The sequence below is a fragment of the Nesterenkonia sphaerica genome, assembly GCF_005771565.1.
In the GTDB taxonomy this organism is placed as follows: domain Bacteria; phylum Actinomycetota; class Actinomycetes; order Actinomycetales; family Micrococcaceae; genus Nesterenkonia; species Nesterenkonia sphaerica.
Map to the genome: position 1 here is coordinate 90,395 of NZ_VAWA01000008.1, position 17,696 is coordinate 108,090.

The window sequence follows — 17,696 nt, forward strand, 5'->3', positions numbered from 1 at the left end:
TCAGAAAGCGCTAACAAGCGCATGCGTCACATTCCTGGGGTGGCCGAAGGCGGGATACTGGTGGACTACGGAGTTGGGTGCAGTATTGAGTTCGATGATCCGAGCCCCCTTCCCCGTCCTCGGGTCCTGGGAAATCAGGTCCACCCCTGCTGCACGGAGTCCGGGAAAGGTGGCCACAGCGGCTACTGCCATATCCTTGACGAGGGGGGACACCTCCTCTGTGACATCCACGCTGACTCCGCCAGCAGAGAGATTGGCTGTGGCGTTGAGGAAGATGATTTGATCTTTCGCCGGAATACTTTCCCCTCCCATGGATTGGCTCTGCAGGACTGTGGAGTCGATTTGGATCTGCTTGGTCCGCAAGTAGGCATGGACCTCTCTGGACTCTTTGAGAAACGCAATGAGTGCCTCCAACGAGCTCATGCCATCCCCGACGACAAAGGGCGGAAGGCGCACCGCGACGGCGACAGCCGCGTCATTAACCACGTAGGCACGAAGATCGACGCCGGGAATGAACTCCTCGACGAGCACCTCCGCCTTGCTGGTCGCCGGCGCTGCGGCTGTCGCCCGTCCCCATGCCCACTCAAGCCCTGTTTGTGAGACGCCCACGCTGATTCCGGCGCCCTGTCTGCCGCTGGCAGGCTTCACCACCCAACTGCTCTGGGGCGCCTTGGCGACATAGGCTTGCGCCTCGCTGAACCGGTCTGCTCGGAAGGTTCGTCCGGCCGGCACCGGCGTTTCGGCGGCTCGAGAGAGGAGGCGTTTGGTCAGGTCCTTGTTCCGAACTGCTGCGGTAGCGGGCGATGAGGCCAGCGAAGGCGTCATGCCATTGAGCATTCCGCAGGGGGCCCCGTTTCGGAGGATCGTCATCAAACGTCCTTCGCGCTCGACCGTGAGACCCAATGCTGCTGCGGAGTCGGCAACGTCCGCTTTGTGGCCCGGCCATCGGGAAAAGCGGTTGAAGTGTGTCCACTCCGGAACCCATAGTCGGATTGCTGTTTCCATGTCTTCCCACAGCAGGTCCGGAATCGCTGCGTTGGTGATCAAGCACCTCCTTCCTTGGACCTCGGCGAAACGGCTTCCCGGAATTCGGAGAAGTCCTTGCCCCCCACGAGATCGTGCATGAGACGCACCTCGGCATCGTGCCACGCTTGTCCCAGTCGCTGGTCCCATTCTCGGAGGAAGTCAGAGGAGTTTCCGGGGAAGGGCGTAAATTCCCCGAAGACCAGTCCATCCGCGGACCCCAACATGTCGATGCGCATGTAAGGGGCAGGCACAGCGGAGCTGATCCGTTCGGCCAATTCAATGTCAGCGGGGGCCACCACTCCCCCGTCATAAAGGTCGCTTGATTCCGCGGAGCGCGCGGCGAAACCGCTGGAGTTTTTGGTCGAGTAGCTCATTTTGCGTTGTGGTGCACGCTGAATTTCCTGGACCAGCTCGACCCGTCCGTAGAAGGCATAGAACTTATAGTCCCGTGCCGCGACTTGGGGAGATTCATTCTCGAGAATGAGCTCTTCGAGCGTCCAGGAATCTCTGAGTCTCCATGATTTCCTATCCGGATGCATGAGGTGCCGGGCGTGGCGGCTGACTTCGGACCAATCACTGAACGTCTGGTTGTCTTTCACATGGACGATGTGCCCGAAATCGTAGACGAGGTAACACCCGCGGGCGCTGGTACCGCGCCATGGTTTGACGACGCACGGCGGTGTGGGGGTCAGATCTGCGAACTTCACTTGATTAAGCGGGCTTGCCGGCCGGCGGACTCCCAGCGCATCGATGAAGCGGTAGGCATGGGGAATCTCATTGAGCTTCCAGTGAGGCAAGAGCCCCTTCGTGTCGCCCCGGAGCGCTGATACGCACAGCCGGTGATAGAACGAATGGGTTCGCCCAGGATTGAGACCCTTTTTCCGCAGAATCTTGAGATTCTGATGATCGACTTGATGGGGTGAGACGTTCTCCAGGAGGTCAGCGAGCGAGTCCAGGTGCGCTTTGCCGCCCTTGCGCAAGCGGTTCGGGTGCAGGGCACGCTCAATCTCCGTACTGACCACTTTGTCGGTGCTCTTCAGCAGCGCGGCTACGTCTTCAGGCGTCATCTTTTCAACCATGGCGTCCCCTCACCTGCCCGTCCGACTCGCTGTCACTGCGCCTCGCGGTCCTGAGCCGCTCCACGTACTGGCCCCGGTCCCGGTGCATGGCTAAGAATTCTCTTCCCTGCACACGCTGGTGATTCATGGCTTCGGGATCGCGCCAGACCCGTTGCAGGGTATCGCGGATCTCTCCCGGGGCGGCGTAGAGCGCGCCGGCACCGTAGACCGGTTTCAGCGCCGGATGCAGCAGGCACACCACTCCCCGTTCCATCGCCCGGACCACTGTGCCCTCTGTGTGCGGGTCCCAGGGTTCAGCTCCGTAGTGCACTAAGAAATCCAGGGAGCCGAGGTATTCGTCGTAGGTCTGAAGCTCGGCCGGGAGGACCGTCCAGTTCCGGGGAGTCCCCTGCGGTGAGATGACCCCCCGCTTCTGGAGCAGTCTCACCTTGCTCACCAGCAACACTTCAATTTCTTCGTCAGCTGGGTAGGCATCACAGATCACCTCCGGCGCCGGCCAGTTCTGCTCGTCCTCGTCCAGGATCCGACCTATCACAGCACGGCCGGAACCGGGGGACGGGTGCTCCTTGCCGCTGGGTGGAGCCGAAGAGGGCATGGTCCACACTTCCTCGAGTATCCGCTCCGGACTGACCCAGGCGCGGATCGCCTCCTCCACTGCGGGGCTTTGGGCCGCCCACTCGGGAGCGACTCCGAAAACCTGCTCTGCAGCGAGGTCCACCTGCTGAACATCGAAATTCTGTGCTTGTGACCTTGTTCCCGTAGGAAGCTGATTGGCGACGATTGTGACCCCATCTGCCTTGAGCCCCAGGGGTGCGGCGGGCTTGAGACCCATCAGGGCAGGCCAGCAAAGCACAGCCAGATCGGCGGTCGCCTCGGTATTCCACGTGATCCACTCCGCGGCGCCATCCAACCAGAGCTGTTCGATTTCGGGAGCCAGGCGCCGCTTCGCTGCCGTCGGGCTCTGAACGCCCCGCAGCGGCATGATGGCGACTTTCAGCCCTGCCGCCGCAGCAGCGGCGATCTCTGCCTGCGCAGCTAAGGCAGCACCGCCCAGGAGGCCAAATTCGGAAATGAAGACGACGTCGTAGTGGGCTACGCACTGGTCGGCCCGGTCGGGACGGAACGCGGGAGGTGCATAGAATTCCCGTGCGGGTCCCTCCAGACGCGGAGTCTGACCATTTTGAATCTGCTGATGCCACCGAGAGTACGCCCATTGGTACACCTCTCGATCCGGGTGGCGGTAGCCGAGCCCAAAGTCTGAGCTGGTGAGGTTCCCGTCTCCGAGTAGCGAAAACGCCAGGGGCACACGGACCCGGGGAGTGAGCTTCTCTCCGAAGACAAGCTCAAAGCGCTGTCGGTATTCGTTGTCAGCGGATTTTCGTACGGCGTCCCACACTCCAAGCCGGTCGAGCACGACCTCTCGTCGGAACATGATGCACGCAAAACTGGGATGCACCACCCGGTCTGGCCCCCAGCGAATCTGAAACCTCATCTGCTCATCCACTCGGGCCCAGTTGACGATATTGGCATGCTTTCCTGGGTGCGTCATGAGGTCGCGTGCCTGGTATTCGATGCGCTGCGGGTGGTGCCAGTCATCTTTGTCCGCGACGGTGACGAACTCCCCTTTGGCCATTCGGAAGGCATCATTCCGCACGGAGTACGCTCCGCGGTTCTCCTCGCAAAGTACCAGCCTGATGCGCTGATCGTGATCGGCCCACCTCCGCAACTGCTCCCGGAACCGAGTGGGCTTCCCTGACTCGTCCACAGCGGGCGATGCGTCGTCAATGATGATAATTTCTAGGTTCTTCCACGTCTGCTCAAGCAGGGAGCGAATAGCGACATCTGTAGCTGCGTTCGGTTCATAGATCGGCATAATGACCGTGACCAACGGCAGCCGTGAGCCTGCCGCGTGAGCCGCCGACTTACCCGCGAGGGTATAGAAATCCGGTACTGGGTGGGCTTTGGGAGATAGTCCGCTGAACCCTTCGGCGCGGAAAAGCTCATTGAGGGCGGAGAACCAGATGGAGGATAGTGCCTCGGAATTGCCAATCGTATGGGGGTTCCACGCGTTGAGCTTCAGAAACTGTTGCGAATAAGCTCGATCCGCCTTGGCGTCCAGGTAGGACAACACTTCAATGGCTTTCGTGGTGTAACCCCTCTGGGTGAGAAGGTCTGCGTAATAGGACCGGTCGGCACCCTTGGGGAACGAAGTCATGCCGAAAGTTCGTTCGGCATAGTCATAGAGGGAGTATGCGTCGTTGAAGTCTTTGTCCTCCAACCGCTGGCTGTAGACGACTTGCGCAAGGTTGCACAGACCGGGCAGCCACAAGTCAGAGCCGGGCCCGAGGTCTGCGTCCGATCCCGCGCCTTGAGGGCGTGCCTGCTGCAAGAGTTGGATCAGCGAGTGGTAATTGTGCTTACCGTCGGATACCGCAAGTGCGAGAACATCGCGGGCTTCGCGTGATTGGGTTTCGCGAGCCAACGCCGAGAACCAGGTCAGACGCGCTGCCCCACCCTCGCGCAGCTCACTTGCCCAGTGTCTCAACACCGATGGCAGCTGGTGCCGATGAGTTGGCGCAGGAGCGTCAGTTGGGACCAATTGGGTGGGAAGATAACTGGGTCGGCGGCCGGTTTCGTCGCCCATTCGGACATCAAAGGTGCGTTGCAGCGCGAGCGCAGGGGTGAACTGTGCATATTCCGTGAGAAGATTGGCACCCTCTGGCAGCCGTGCCGTGTACTGGCCTGCGGCAGGTGGCCTCCTCCCGTCTGCAGGCGGCGGGGATACCCGCTCGAGAACGAGCCTTCGATGTCCCAATCGGAGAACCGCTCGCTTATTCGTGGCCTCCCCCACCACGGTGAGGCTGACTTCATCGCCGGTGATGCGCAATGAGTCGACGATAGTCGCCTCCTTGTAGCGCGGCGTCTGCCGCCACCGCTGAAGTTTTCGCATAGCCGAGCTGGGAGCTATGACATCATCACCGAGCAGGTGTTCCTGACCCTCTTCCGACAAGAGGCGCAGCTCGACTCGATGCTTTTTGCCGTCGTAGAACTTTGGAGGCACCAGCGCGCTGAATCCGTGGCGTGCACGCAGTGCGTTGGGAGTATCCAGCATCGCGTGCGTTGGGATCACCTCACCGTCGATCCTGACCACCGGCGAAACCGTTTCCCCGTTGCGGCAAGCCCACCCCAATAGCGTCCCCCGGTCGAAACCACGGTATTCGCCGAATAGGCCTTGTTCTGGGGCAATGCGTGAGTCTGCATAGTCAATGACCTTGGCCAGTTTGACAGACCTGCCAGCTTCGCGAATTTCTATGTGGTGCGGACTACCATCTCGCAGAGTGGCGGGAAGTTCGAACGAGAATCCAATGTGGCGATCGCTGGTGGTGTCCTGATGGATCTCGCACAGAGGCACGTCGGCACGTGTCTTGGCGAGCAATTGTCCGTCAACGAGGAGCTCGATCGTAGGGTGGACCTGCGCGTCGGACGGTTCGAAGCACCAACCGGTCACGGTCTTTGAGTCCAGCTTCGTTGTATGCAGGATCATTGTGCGCAGTTGTCCCCTACCTGCCCACGAGGGGGCTGAGTTCACCACAGGCAGACTAACAGGATCACGGAGCAAACTCGGCGAGCCGCCGTCCTACCCCAAAAAACTCTTCGACAGCGGCCGAAGTGCGGGCCGCTGCGTGGCCGTCGCCGTAGGGGTTCACTGCATGAGCCATAGATGCGTATGCCCGCGGACAGTCGAAGAGGTGCGAGACCTCACGGACGACGCGTTCCTCCTCGGTGCCGATCAACCGCACAGTTCCCGCCCCGACCGCCTCAGGCCGTTCAGTGTTGCTTCGCATCACCAGTACCGGTTTCCCGAGAGAAGGAGCTTCTTCCTGGACTCCACCCGAGTCTGTCAGGACGACTTTCGCTAGATTCATCAGTCGGGTGAACTCCCCATATGACAGAGGCTCCGTCACAATCACATTCGCGCACCCGTCCAAGGCGGGCAGGATCGTCTCGCGCACTACCGGATTACGGTGGGCAGGGAGGATGATCCATGCCTCCGGGTAGTGCATGGCGAGACGGGCCAGGGCGCGTCCGACCCCCTGCATTGCCGTTCCCTGATTTTCCCGACGATGGGTCGTCACCAGCAGGATGTCTCGGTGCGAATCTGCGGCGCCTTCCAAGCGCGAGTCGGTAAAGGTAACCGGCTTATTCACCACTTCAAGCAGGGCGTCAATCACCGTATTGCCCGTGACCGTAATGATTTCCTCTGCGATGCCCTCGCGCAGGAGGTTATCTTTGGCCTGCACGGTAGGAGTGAGGTGAAGTGAGGCAAGCTGAGATGTGACCTTTCGATTAGCCTCCTCCGGGAACGGCGAGGTCAGGTCAAAGGAGCGGAGGCCAGCTTCAGTGTGAATGACGGGTATGCCGCGGTTGAATGCCGCAAGAGCACCTGCAGCGGTGCTCGTGGTGTCTCCTTGGACGATAACTGCGTCGGTGCGAGCCGTGTCGAAGAGCTTGTCCAAACCATTTACTGTGCGGGTGAGCACGCCGTTAAGGGACTGGTGCGGCTGAATGACATTCAGGTCGTAGTCGGGTGTGATGCCGAAGAGCGCGTTGACCTGATCTAGCATTTCCCGATGCTGACCAGTGACCGTCGCCGTTACTTCCAGGGACGGCGCGGCTGCTAAAGCTTTGATGATGGGGGCCATCTTGATGGCCTCGGGACGGGTGCCATAGACCGCCATGATGTTTTTCATTGATGGCTCCTCGAACCCGAGTACGAGGAATAGTTCATTGCCAGATTCCGCGCGTGTCGATCACCTTTGTACCTCCGAGTTGCGTCCTTGTCACGGTTTTGAAGACATCGTGATCCACCAGCAATACTCCAATATGGGCGGTGCTGAGGGCGTCCTCCGTGGGGGTGAGCGTGACGTTACGTTTCGCCGCAAGTGCGGCTGGCAACGCCTCAATGTGAGGCTCGACGGCCAAGATCTGAGTCGTCGGGTGACGTTGAGCGAGGCTTTCCAGTATGTGGAGAGCTGGGGACTCACGAAGGTCATCAATATTGGGTTTAAAGGTCAGACCAAAGAGCCCAACAGTCGCGTCGCCGTCGTGGTCCTCGATCGCTTGCTCAATTCTTCCCAGAACCCATTCTGGCTTCGCATCGTTCGTCTCCCGTGCCGTCCTGATCAGCCGCGACTCTTCCGGGGCGGCCTCAACAATGAACCATGGATCAACGGCGATGCAATGACCACCTACTCCTGGTCCCGGTTGGAGGATGTTGACGCGGGGGTGGTGATTGGCCAGCTCAATGAGCTCCCATGGGTCGACTTCGAGCTTGTCACAAATCAGTGAGAGTTCGTTAGCGAAGGCAATGTTCACGTCTCGGAAACTGTTCTCGGTCAGCTTTGCCAGTTCAGCCGTTCGCGCGTTCGTCAGCAGCAGTTCACCCGAGCAGAAACTGCGGTACAGTTCCCTGGCTGCCACCGCTGCCTTCGGACTGATACCGCCAATAATCCGGTCGTTGGTGAGCATTTCATGCATAATCTTCCCCGGCAGGACACGTTCGGGGCAATGTGCAACGTGTACATCCTCCGCCGACAGGTCTGGGCGTTCAGCGAGGAGGACGTCCCGAAGCCGCTCGGTGGTTCCGGGAGGGGAGGTGGACTCCAGAATGACGAGCTCCCCACCCTGTAGCTTGGGAGCGACACTCTTGGCAGCAGCGTCAATATAGGTCAGATCCGCTTTCCGATTTTTTGTAAACGGCGTCGGGACTGCCACGATAAACGCATCCGCCGAAGGTGTCTCGTTAGTAGCGGAAAGCTTCCCCGCCTCGACCGCACGTTTGAGGACCTCGCGGAGGCCGGGCTCCACAAAAGGCACTTCTCCGCGGTTGACTGAATTGACTACGGATTGCGATACGTCGACCCCAAAGGTGCGTACGCCGTGGTCAGCCAGAATCGCAGCTGTTGGAAGACCGATGTAGCCCAGTCCCACCACTGCTACCCGCTTGAAGTCCCTGGTCAATGTGTTAACTCCTGACTAGGGGCGATCACCAAAGTTTTCGTAAACCTCCCGGGCGAACTCCAGTGACTCTTCGTTCGGTTCCGTGAGTCCGTGGATGCCGTAGACGTCATAGAGCGGATCACCTTCGCCCAGGTCTTCGTCTCCAGCGATCGCGAGGAGGGCCTCGGTGATTACCTGGTGCTCCTCCTCGCTGAGAACGTCAGAAGCGATGATTCCGGGATTGGGGATCGGTCCTGCCCAAGCAAAGACGACAACTTCCTCGCCGACGTCAGGAGTGTCCTCCACGACTTGCCGGCGAGCGTCGATGCCGGAAGTGCCCACCGCGACCTCACCATGGTAGACGTCGAGCACTGATTGAGCCTGGTCACCGGCGAATCGAGCGTCGACCTCCGTGCCAAGTGCGTCAATCTGAGTCTGGGGAAAGAAATAAGTGGCGGCCAAACCCTCATCCACATATGTCACCGAGCTGCCGTCGGGTATGTTTTCGAGTGCTTCTGCACCTACCGGACCATACTCGGCTCGCTGACCAGTCTCCTCGTCGTAGATCCCATTGCAGAACAAGTATCCAGCCTCATCCGCGACGGGCCGCTCTTCGCAGTAAGTGTGGGGATCATTTGTGAACCATTGAGCCACATGTACAGACTCACCATTTCGGACGGATTGAAGGATAGCCGCTGCGCCAGCTCCCTCTTCCGCCTCAGCGATCCGGAGAGCGGTCGTCATCAGTAAGTGAGCGTCACCGGCATCCACAGCGCGCAGTGCGCTGTTGTGAGTCTCAAACTCTTCGATCTCAACAGGAACGCCTCCCAGCTCGTCGGACAGCTCCTCGGCAAGGCGCTCCTCCGCCCCATCGGACTCCTGCTCACTTTCGGAAGCGACAAGGCCCATCACCAGGGTGTCCACCGACGTGATATTCGCCTCGGCGGCAGAGTCACCACTGGGCTCTTCCGTTTGGTCCTGCGCTTCATTTCCGCCACCCCCGCCGTCACCTTCGGCGCAAGCGCCGAGGAGGAGCATGAATAGGCTCGCCAGTCCAAGAGCTGTCATCGATTTCATACGCATGCTGAACATCCTTGGGTTTAGCGTCCTTTATCTTGGTGGTTCGGTATGGGGTGGTCGCGCGCTGAAGGTTTCTGGCGCCGTAGCCGACCTGCTGGAAACTCTAAGTGCATCTCAACCGGGTCACAACCCGACGGCAATCGCTTAGTAATCCTCACGCACTCCTCAGGAGGGGGACCTGTCAACGGCTTAATATCTGCACCTGGCCGACCGACGCCGATTCAATCATGGCCTCAGCTACGCGTAAGGTGTTCAACCCTTCCCGCATGCTCACCGCGTCATTGCGTTTGCCAAGCACCGCGTCACGGAACGCCTCGTGTTCCACCTTCAACGGTTCGCGTTTCGTCATCGCGAATCGAGTGACATTGCCTTCACTCACACCACGAAAATTTGAGATCGCCTCCCATTCCGTGTCGATGGTGCCATTTTCGTAGAACGTGAGGTCGGCGGTCAGCGTATCTGCCACGAACGCCCCCTTCTCCCCCGTAACCACAGTGAGCCTTTCCTTCATGGGCGATAACCAGTTCACCAAATGGGAGGTGATCACACCGTTTGATAGTTGGCATGAAGCGGTGACCATGTCCTCGTGCGCACGCCCCGAACGCGTGCTGGTCTGTGCGGATACTGATATGTAGTGCGATTGCGCGAGCCAGGCCGTGAGGTCGATATCGTGAGTTCCCAGGTCTTTGACAACTCCGACGTCGGCCACGCGAGCAGGGAAGGGACCCTGTCTGCGCGTGGTGATTTGATAGACATCACCAAGGTCTCCATTTCCGACGCGCGCCCGTACCGACTGCAGCGCGGGGTTGAACCGCTCGATATGCCCTACCGCGCCGACGAGACCGGCCGATTCGAAGGCCTCAGCCAGCTTTTCACCGCCTTCCAAAGTGGCGGCGATAGGCTTTTCGACCATAGTGTGGACGCCGGCTCGCGCCAGAGCGAGTCCAACCTCTTCGTGGAGGCCCGTAGGGACAGCACAAACAGCCATGTCGATGCCATGCTCAATGAGTTCATCGGCGCTCCGGCACAGCGGCAGGTTGCCCGCCGCGCCGTGTGGATCACCGTAGGCGTCCGCCACTGCGACCAATTCCACGCCATCAAGTTCACGCACCACGCGCGTGTGGTGCCTCCCCATCATGCCAAGCCCAATGACACCGACACGCAGCAGTCCCATCAGGCACCGGCTTCCGACAGCGTGTTGACAGCCGTCACGATCCGTTCAAGGTCTGCACTACTCAGTGAGGGGTGCACTGGTAGTGAGAGCACCTCGCGAGCAGCTTGTTCCGTGTGAGGCAAGTCCTCGGGGCGTTGAAAGGATGGAAGGCGGTGATTCGGAATGGGGTAGTAAGCGCCGCTGCCAACCTCGTGTTCGGACTTCAGTGCGGCGGCGAATCCGTCGCGGTCCTCCGGGATGCGAATGGTGTACTGGTGGTATACATGTTCCGCACCTGAGGCAACCTCGGGAGTCTTGACTCCTTCAATATTGGCGGAGAGGTAGGCGGCGTTGGCCTGGCGCTGCTTGGTCCAATTCTTTATTTTGGTTAATTGCACTCGCCCAATTGCGGCATGTAGGTCAGTCATGCGGGCGTTGAATCCCACAATCTCATTTTCGTACTGACGCTCCATACCCTGGTTGCGCAGTAGGCGAAGGTTGCGCTCTACGGCAGGGTCTCCTGTGGAGACCATTCCGCCTTCACCTGAGGTCATGTTCTTGGTTGGGTAGAGGGAGAACATTCCAAAGTCACCGAAGGTGCCCACGTTTCTTCCATGGATAGAGGCTCCATGAGCTTGGGCCGCGTCTTCGAAGAGGTTGATCCCTCGGCTGTTGGCCAAATTCCGGAAAGCCTCCATGTTCGCGGGGTGACCGTATAGGTGCACCGGCATGATGCCTTTGGTTCTCTCCGTGATTAGCGTTTGGACGTGGTCGACGTCCATGCAGTAATGATCTAACTCGATGTCGGCAAAGACGGGGGTGGCGCCTGTCAGCGCGACGGAGTTGGCCGTGGCAGCGAAGGTAAAGGATGGCACAATCACCTCATCCCCTGCCCCCACGCCGGCGGCCAGCAGCCCTAGGTGAAGTCCCGATGTCCCGGAGTTCACCGCGACTGCGGCACGGCCGTCGAGCAGGACGTCGGAGAACTCCTTTTCGAATTCAGCGACTTCGGCACCTTGAGCTAATCGGCCAGAGGCCAGCACCGCGTCGACAGCGGCACGCTCCCCCTCGCCTATGATCGGCTTGGCTGCCGGGATGAATGTTTTGCTCATGACTGTCCCTCTGTCGGAGCCAACGTGCCGTCGTGCTCACTGTACCTTTCACCGGTCGCTGGACAATGCCACACGCCGCCCTCTTCATACAACGGGTGCCCGGACTTACCCACCCACCCATGCTGGCGGGCCGGCACACCGGCGACGAGCGCATAGGCCGGCACATCCTTTGTCACCACCGCGCCTGCCGCGACCGTGGCCCACTCTCCAATCGTCACCGGGGCGACACAAACAGCGCGCGCACCGATGGAAGCACCCTTCTCGACGGTGACCCCGACGGGCGTCCAATCGCGTCCGCTCTTCAGTGTGCCATCGGGCGAAATGGAGCGAGGGTAAGTGTCGTTGGTCAGCACCACGGCGGGGCCAATAAAGACCCCTCTGCCGAGCGCAGCCGGTTCGTACACTAGCGCGTAATTCTGAACCTTAGAGTTCTCCCCCATCGTGACGCCGGCGCCGATGTAGGCGCCCCTGCCCACAATGCAGTCGGTTCCGAGCTGCGCCCCCTCACGCACCTGGGCTAGGTGCCATACTTTGGTGCCCTCCCCTAGGCGGGCACGTTCAGAGACGTCGGCGCTGGCTGCAATGTATGTCATGGGGCCTCCTGCTCGCTGGTACCTCAGGCTTTACCGATGACCCGGTAGATGACACCCGGCCACTTCTCGGCGCTGCTCACACGGCGACCGTCAATAAATGCTCTCACTCCAGGCAATTTGGCCGGAGTGAGAGAGCCATACTCAGGATGGTCGGCCTGCACCACAGCGGCATCGACGGGCTGGCCCTGGTGGTAAGCGTCAAACCCGAGGGCGGCGAGTTCTTCATCTGTGTACAAGGGGTCGTGCACCTGAACCGTTGCTCCTCGCTGCTTCAGCGCTTCGACGGTCGCAAACACACCTGAGAAGGCAGTCTCCTTGACCTGGCCGCGGTAGGCCGCCCCCAGGACCACCACTACCGCACCAGTCAGGTCTCCATACGCCCCTTCTAGCACACCTACGGTGTAGTCCGGCATGCCGGCGTTAGCCTCACGAGCCGCTCGCACCACCGTCGCTGAGGGGTCATTCCACAGGTACAGCCGGGGATAGACGGGGATACAGTGTCCCCCCACAGCGATGCCGGGTTGGTGGATGTGGCTGTACGGCTGTGAGTTGGAAGCCTCGATCACCTGGTAGACATCGATGCCCGCTTCTGCAGCGAATTTTGCGAACTGGTTGGCCAGCCCAATATTCACGTCACGGTATGTGGTCTCTGCGAGTTTGGCCAGTTCAGAGGCTTCTGCTGATCCCAGGTCCCATACGCCATTTCCGCGTGCCAGGTCAGGTCGATCATCAAAATCGAGCACGGACTGGTAAAAATCAACCCCAAGTTGGGCTCCGGTCTCGGTGAGTCCGCCGACGAGCTTGGGGTATTTGCGGAGATCTTCGAAGACCCGTCCGGTGAGAACTCGCTCAGGGGAAAAAACCAAGTGAAAGTCCCGGCCTTCTACCAGTCCGGAACCGTCTTCAAGCATCGGCTTCCATCTGCCTCTGGTTGTCCCGACAGGGAGGGTCGTCTCGTAGGACACAAGCGTCCCAGGCGTAAGGTGTTTCGCAAGCTCAGTAGTGGCTCCGTCCATCCATCCGAAGTCAGGCTTGGCCTCGGAATCGACGAACAGCGGGACGACCAGGACCACTGCGTCAGCTTCGGGTACTGCCTCCGCGTAGCTTGTTGTGGCTCGAAGGTGACCTGCCGGGACCAGCTGGGATAACTTCTGTTGGAGGTGGGCTTCTCCGGGGAAGGGCTCCACTGCATTGTTGACCGATTCCACTACCTGGGTGTTGACGTCCACGCCCACCACTTGATGGCCCTTGGATGCGAACTGGACAGCAAGCGGGAGTCCGATCTTTCCGAGCGCAATGACGGCAATCTTCACTGGTGAACGACCTTCACTTCTCTTGGGATGTGTTAAACAGGCTCTGCGGAACCAGTAGCCAAGCATACCGGTGCCAGTCAACTATGCTTCTCGACGCCCGATGATGGTCCGATAGGCTGACGCCATGCGTATTATCAGTGTGGTCGGTGCCAGACCACAGTTTGTGAAATTGGCTCCCATCGCTTCAGCAATGCGTGGCCACGCGGAACATCTCATCGCTCACACGGGACAGCATTATGACGAGGTAATGTCAGATGTGTTCTTCCAGGATTTGGGGATTCCGGCGCCAGACTTTCATCTCGGTGTGGGGTCGGGGTCTCACGGTCGGCAGACGGGGGCAATGCTTGCCGGGCTTGAAGAAGTCTTTGAGCAAGCGTCTCCGGACTGTGTGCTCGTGTACGGCGACACGAACTCGACGCTCGCGGCGGCGCTCGCCGCAGTAAAAATGCATATTCCGGTTGCACACCTCGAGGCTGGTCTCCGCTCGTTCAACCGGCGAATGCCGGAAGAACACAACAGAGTGCTCACTGATCACGCCTCTGACCTACTCTTGGCTCCGACCGAAGGAGCTATGAGTCATCTCGCTAGCGAGGGGTTGTCTGAGCGCAGCGTCTTAGTCGGTGACGTGATGACAGACGTTCTGTTCCTAACTCGGGAATCCACCAACGGCCGAGCAGGACTCCCTGACTGGCTGGAGCCAGGAGGCTACTACCTCAGTACAATCCACCGCCCGGACAACACCGACGACCCTGAGCGGCTCTCCGCCATCCTTACCGAGCTGGCTCAGCTGGATAAACCTGTCCTATTGTTAGCTCATCCCCGCCTTCGTTCCTTGGCCCATAAACACGGCTTGGAATTGGATGCGGGGGCCTTAGAGCCTGCCGCCCCTCTTGCTTATCCGCAGTTGGTCCATGCGGTGGAGAACTCCGCTGGCGTAGTGACAGACTCTGGAGGGTTGCAGAAGGAAGCGTTTCTCTTACGAGTCCCCTGCACAACAGTGCGACCGGAAACTGAGTGGGTGGAGACCGTCGATCTGGGGTGGAACGTATTAGTATCCGAAGATCTCAGCGAATTAGCTACTGCGGTGAGCCGCCCGGCTCCTACTGCCACCGACGCGGCCCCGTACGGCACAGGACATGCAGCCCAAAACGTGGTGGCAGCTCTACTTCGTGAAAGTGGTTTTCCATCGGAAAGGTGAAAGTCAAAGGTGGGCATGCCTCATGCGCTGCCTGCCCGCTCCGGCAAAACGAAAGTCGGTAATGGTCGATATGGAAACAGCTACTGGATGGCCCAAGACGAAGCGCATCGTTGTAGTTGCGATGAAACCGCAGATTCGCGGACGCATACGCAGAAACATCATGACGTTTCTCGAACTCGGGGCTGAGGTCGTCATCGTCAATTCCACGCCCCGGGATGACTTCCTGGTCGGCCTGCAGCATCCGAATCTTTCGGTACATTTCCTCGACCCACAGTCCTTGGCCGTGAGATACAACAGTTGGGTTTCTGCACAGAATCAGAAACGGCAAGCTCGCTGGGACGCTTCGAAGACGACGGCTTACAAGGGATCAGCCCCCGTGCAGGGAGCCCCTCGGCCGGTCCGCTCAGAACTGCCTGACGACACAGGCGGTCGCCTCAAACGCACCTCACAGGAAACCTCACGCTGGAGGCGTGCTCTTCGACGTCAACGGAATCGCGCTCAAAAGTGGGGGGTACGCCAGGCTCGTACCTTTCGGAAGTATCGCAATCAACGAATACGCGCGGTGGTGCGCCCACTTCACCGGGTCAACCGATTCCTCGAGTTCTGGCTGTTATCGGCTAAATACATCCGTGGATTGGCACCCGATCTCGTGGTCAGCTCGGACCTCCCAGGTCTTGTGGGCGCCAATGTGGCCGCACGGCACCTGCACCGTCCGCATCTGCACGACTGCCACGAACTCTACCTCGAGAGCACCTCCTTCAAAACGTACGAGAAATGTCTTCTACGGCCCATCGAGTCATGGTTCATGCGACGCGCTGATAGCGTCGTCGTCGTCAATCGGACAATTCGGGATGTGTACCAGCAGCGTTATAGCGTACAAGGTACCGTGCTCAGGAATTGCGGAGCTGCAGTTCCCCAGTCGGTCCTGGAAAACCCCATGGACCTCCACGACATGCTAGGCATCCCACCCGAGGCTTCAATTGTTCTTTACCAAGGCGGCCTTGCCGAGGGGCGCGGCCTCGAAGTGCTAGTCGCCGCCACATCAGAGTTTCCCGTGGGGATACACACGGTGCTGGTGGGGAGCGGTCGAGAACGCGAGTCTCTCGAGCGCCAAGTCTCTGAGCTTGGTGTCGAAGACCGCGTGCACTTCATCCCGGCGGTGCTACCCCATGAGTTGCCTGCGTACACTGCGGCAGCCACCCTTGGGGTTATTCCCTACCAGCCTGTGTCAGCAAATAATGCTATGGCACTGCCCAACAAGGTCTTCGAATACACCGGCGCCGGCATTCCATTCGTCGCCTCAGATCTGCCGGAGCTGCGTCGTATTGCAGAAGAGGCCGGTTGCGCAGCAGTTTACGATCCCTTTAATCCGAGGGAACTAGCGCAGACTATCACCGACGTCCTTGGCCGGGACAAGTACGCGACGTACAGGAGCGCGGCAGTGAGCTTCGGCCAGCGCAACACCTGGGAGAATGAAAAACTGATCCTTATCTCAGAGGCTGAGCGACTCGCGGGCAGCTTCGCCACCGCAGCTTTCCACGATTCGAGCGCGAGCACCGGTGGTGTCCACTCAGCTGACACATAACCCCATAGTGGGTCTCTCGGCGTGACAGAAGTAGGATGGTCGCAGCGGTTCCCTCGGGTAGCCGCTACGACCAGGCCCCGGACCAGGAGGGAACAGCGTCATCCGTATCGCTGCCGTAGTTCACAACGCTGTCGAGCACGATGCACGAGTCCTGAAGGGCGCGGCATCACTCAAGGCCCGGGGACATGATGTTCGCCTCTTCGGGCTGTCCGCCGAAAAGACGCAAGACTTCAGACTATCTAACGGTGTCCCGGTTCACCTTCAGCATAGAGATCTTTCTGGCGCCAAGGCGCGCATGGAGCATGAGGGTTTACCCAAGGGCCGCGAGAGCGCAATCTGGACGTCATTCCGTATCCAGGGGGAAACAGTCTTCCAATGTGTCAAATCCACCTTTGAGCCGGATGTTGTTCACATCCACGATCATGTGGCATTTTCCGCGGCCGCGAAGTACAAAGAAGCCTTCGATTGCCCGATTATTTGGGATGCTCACGAGATATACGAAGACCTCGCAAGCATCGAAGAGGTCCGAGCCGCTGTGAACTCCCGCATCATCAGGGAGAACGTTCCCTATGCCGATGGCTTCATTACGCTCAATCAGAGTATCGCCGACTTCTACCGGAACAAGTATCCGGAGCTTCCCCCTGCAAAGCTACTTCCAAACGCCGTTGAGGCGGCCGCGAGAGCACATTATGATGGCCGGTTGCACGACACGGCAGGCCTAGTTAGAGACCAGAAGATTCTGCTTTTCCAAGGCGGATACTCCCCCCATCGTGGAATACCTGCGTTGTTGGACGCTTCGAGGTGGCTCGACGAAAAGTGGACGTTAGTCTTCATGGGGTGGGGCAAGCTCGCGGACAACATCCGCGAACACGTCGATGCTCCATCTGATCGACCCGATGGCCGCCACCGTGTGGCAATGGTGCCCAGCGCACCACATAATGAGCTCCTTAATTGGACGGCGGGAGCAGCTCTCGGCGCAATTCCCTACGAGAACACTGGACTGAACCACCTCTATTGTTCTCCGAACAAGCTCTGGGAATACCCAGCTGCCGGGGTGCCGATTTTGGCAAGCGATATGCTTGAGATGAAGAAAACGATTGAAAAATATGACATTGGCGTGACGGTCAACCGCGCTCTCGTGCCCCGTGATATTGCGATGGCTGTAAATGCTCTCTCTGATGTCGATCTCCAGCGAATGCGGCGTCACTGTGACACCTTCAGCGCAGCGGAAAGTTGGCAGAATTATGAAGAATGCCTGATAAGGCTCCACACCGAGCTGGTAGAAAAATCTTCAGCCAAACAGCGCTCGATTCTCGAACGGCTGCAACATCGTTTGACCAGAATTTTTCGAGGGGCCTGACGCAAATGTCAACAAACAACTCGATTTCGGCTTGGCTATGGACTCGTAAGCACTCATCGGCGCCAGAAAACAGCGCGCCGTACCACTCCAATCTGAGCAGAAATTGTTGAGTCAGGAAAGTGCCCAAGAAACGCATCTTCACGGTATCGCGCGCAGGGCGCGGCTATCCTGACGGAAGATTCGATCGGGAACCGTCC

General features: G+C 59.3%; 13 protein-coding genes. 3 read left to right on the top strand and 10 right to left on the bottom strand.

Annotation, left to right across the window (positions count from 1 at the left end; translation table 11 throughout):
- The 10 genes from FEF27_RS07915 to FEF27_RS07960 all read right to left on the bottom strand — a co-directional run bounded on the left by FEF27_RS07915 (position 1) and on the right by FEF27_RS07960 (position 13,356).
- On the bottom strand, positions 1 to 1,047 hold the full coding sequence (locus FEF27_RS07915) for an ATP-grasp domain-containing protein (RefSeq protein WP_166429959.1): 1,047 nt from the start codon (positions 1,045 to 1,047) through the stop codon (positions 1 to 3).
- The gene (locus FEF27_RS07920; protein WP_138170314.1) at positions 1,044 to 2,105 is read right to left on the bottom strand and encodes an ATP-grasp fold amidoligase family protein; all 1,062 of its coding nucleotides are present in this window, start codon (positions 2,103 to 2,105) and stop codon (positions 1,044 to 1,046) included. Before FEF27_RS07920 ends, FEF27_RS07915 begins: the two co-directional genes overlap by 4 nt.
- Positions 2,098 to 5,649, bottom strand: a complete 3,552-nt coding sequence (locus FEF27_RS07925; RefSeq protein WP_138170315.1) for a glycosyltransferase family 2 protein — start codon at positions 5,647 to 5,649, stop codon at positions 2,098 to 2,100. The genes FEF27_RS07920 and FEF27_RS07925 overlap by 8 nt, the downstream gene beginning before the upstream one ends.
- A gap of 64 nt (positions 5,650 to 5,713) precedes the next feature.
- Positions 5,714 to 6,856, bottom strand: a complete 1,143-nt coding sequence (wecB, locus tag FEF27_RS07930) for a non-hydrolyzing UDP-N-acetylglucosamine 2-epimerase (RefSeq protein WP_138170316.1) — start codon at positions 6,854 to 6,856, stop codon at positions 5,714 to 5,716.
- 34 nt (positions 6,857 to 6,890) lie between these two features.
- Entirely contained in the window at positions 6,891 to 8,126 is a 1,236-nt protein-coding gene (wecC, locus tag FEF27_RS07935) for a UDP-N-acetyl-D-mannosamine dehydrogenase (protein ID WP_138170317.1), read from the bottom strand.
- Positions 8,127 to 8,141: 15 nt separating this feature from the next.
- Positions 8,142 to 9,188, bottom strand: coding sequence for a phosphate/phosphite/phosphonate ABC transporter substrate-binding protein (locus tag FEF27_RS07940; RefSeq protein ID WP_166429960.1), 1,047 nt, complete (start codon positions 9,186 to 9,188; stop codon positions 8,142 to 8,144).
- 178 nt (positions 9,189 to 9,366) lie between these two features.
- Positions 9,367 to 10,359, bottom strand: a complete 993-nt coding sequence (locus FEF27_RS07945) for a Gfo/Idh/MocA family protein (protein ID WP_138170319.1) — start codon at positions 10,357 to 10,359, stop codon at positions 9,367 to 9,369.
- Positions 10,359 to 11,450: a DegT/DnrJ/EryC1/StrS family aminotransferase gene (locus FEF27_RS07950; RefSeq protein WP_138170320.1), complete on the bottom strand. Its 1,092-nt coding sequence runs from the start codon at positions 11,448 to 11,450 to the stop codon at positions 10,359 to 10,361. The genes FEF27_RS07945 and FEF27_RS07950 overlap by 1 nt, the downstream gene beginning before the upstream one ends.
- Positions 11,447 to 12,043: an acyltransferase gene (locus FEF27_RS07955; protein WP_138170321.1), complete on the bottom strand. Its 597-nt coding sequence runs from the start codon at positions 12,041 to 12,043 to the stop codon at positions 11,447 to 11,449. The genes FEF27_RS07950 and FEF27_RS07955 overlap by 4 nt, the downstream gene beginning before the upstream one ends.
- A 23-nt stretch (positions 12,044 to 12,066) precedes the next feature.
- The gene (locus tag FEF27_RS07960) at positions 12,067 to 13,356 is read right to left on the bottom strand and encodes a nucleotide sugar dehydrogenase (protein ID WP_138170322.1); all 1,290 of its coding nucleotides are present in this window, start codon (positions 13,354 to 13,356) and stop codon (positions 12,067 to 12,069) included.
- A 124-nt stretch (positions 13,357 to 13,480) separates the two neighbouring features.
- Between FEF27_RS07960 and wecB (FEF27_RS07965) the strand changes: the two genes are divergently transcribed.
- The 3 genes from wecB (FEF27_RS07965) (at position 13,481) to FEF27_RS07975 (ending at position 17,499) form a co-directional block, all read left to right on the top strand.
- Positions 13,481 to 14,554 (top strand): non-hydrolyzing UDP-N-acetylglucosamine 2-epimerase, encoded by a 1,074-nt coding sequence (gene wecB, locus FEF27_RS07965; RefSeq protein ID WP_138170323.1) that lies wholly within the window; start codon positions 13,481 to 13,483, stop codon positions 14,552 to 14,554.
- Positions 14,555 to 14,576: 22 nt separating this feature from the next.
- Positions 14,577 to 16,139: a glycosyltransferase gene (locus FEF27_RS07970; protein ID WP_166429961.1), complete on the top strand. Its 1,563-nt coding sequence runs from the start codon at positions 14,577 to 14,579 to the stop codon at positions 16,137 to 16,139.
- Between the two features lie 151 nt (positions 16,140 to 16,290).
- Positions 16,291 to 17,499: a glycosyltransferase family 4 protein gene (locus tag FEF27_RS07975; RefSeq protein ID WP_279526789.1), complete on the top strand. Its 1,209-nt coding sequence runs from the start codon at positions 16,291 to 16,293 to the stop codon at positions 17,497 to 17,499.
- Positions 17,500 to 17,696: the final 197 nt, after the last annotated feature.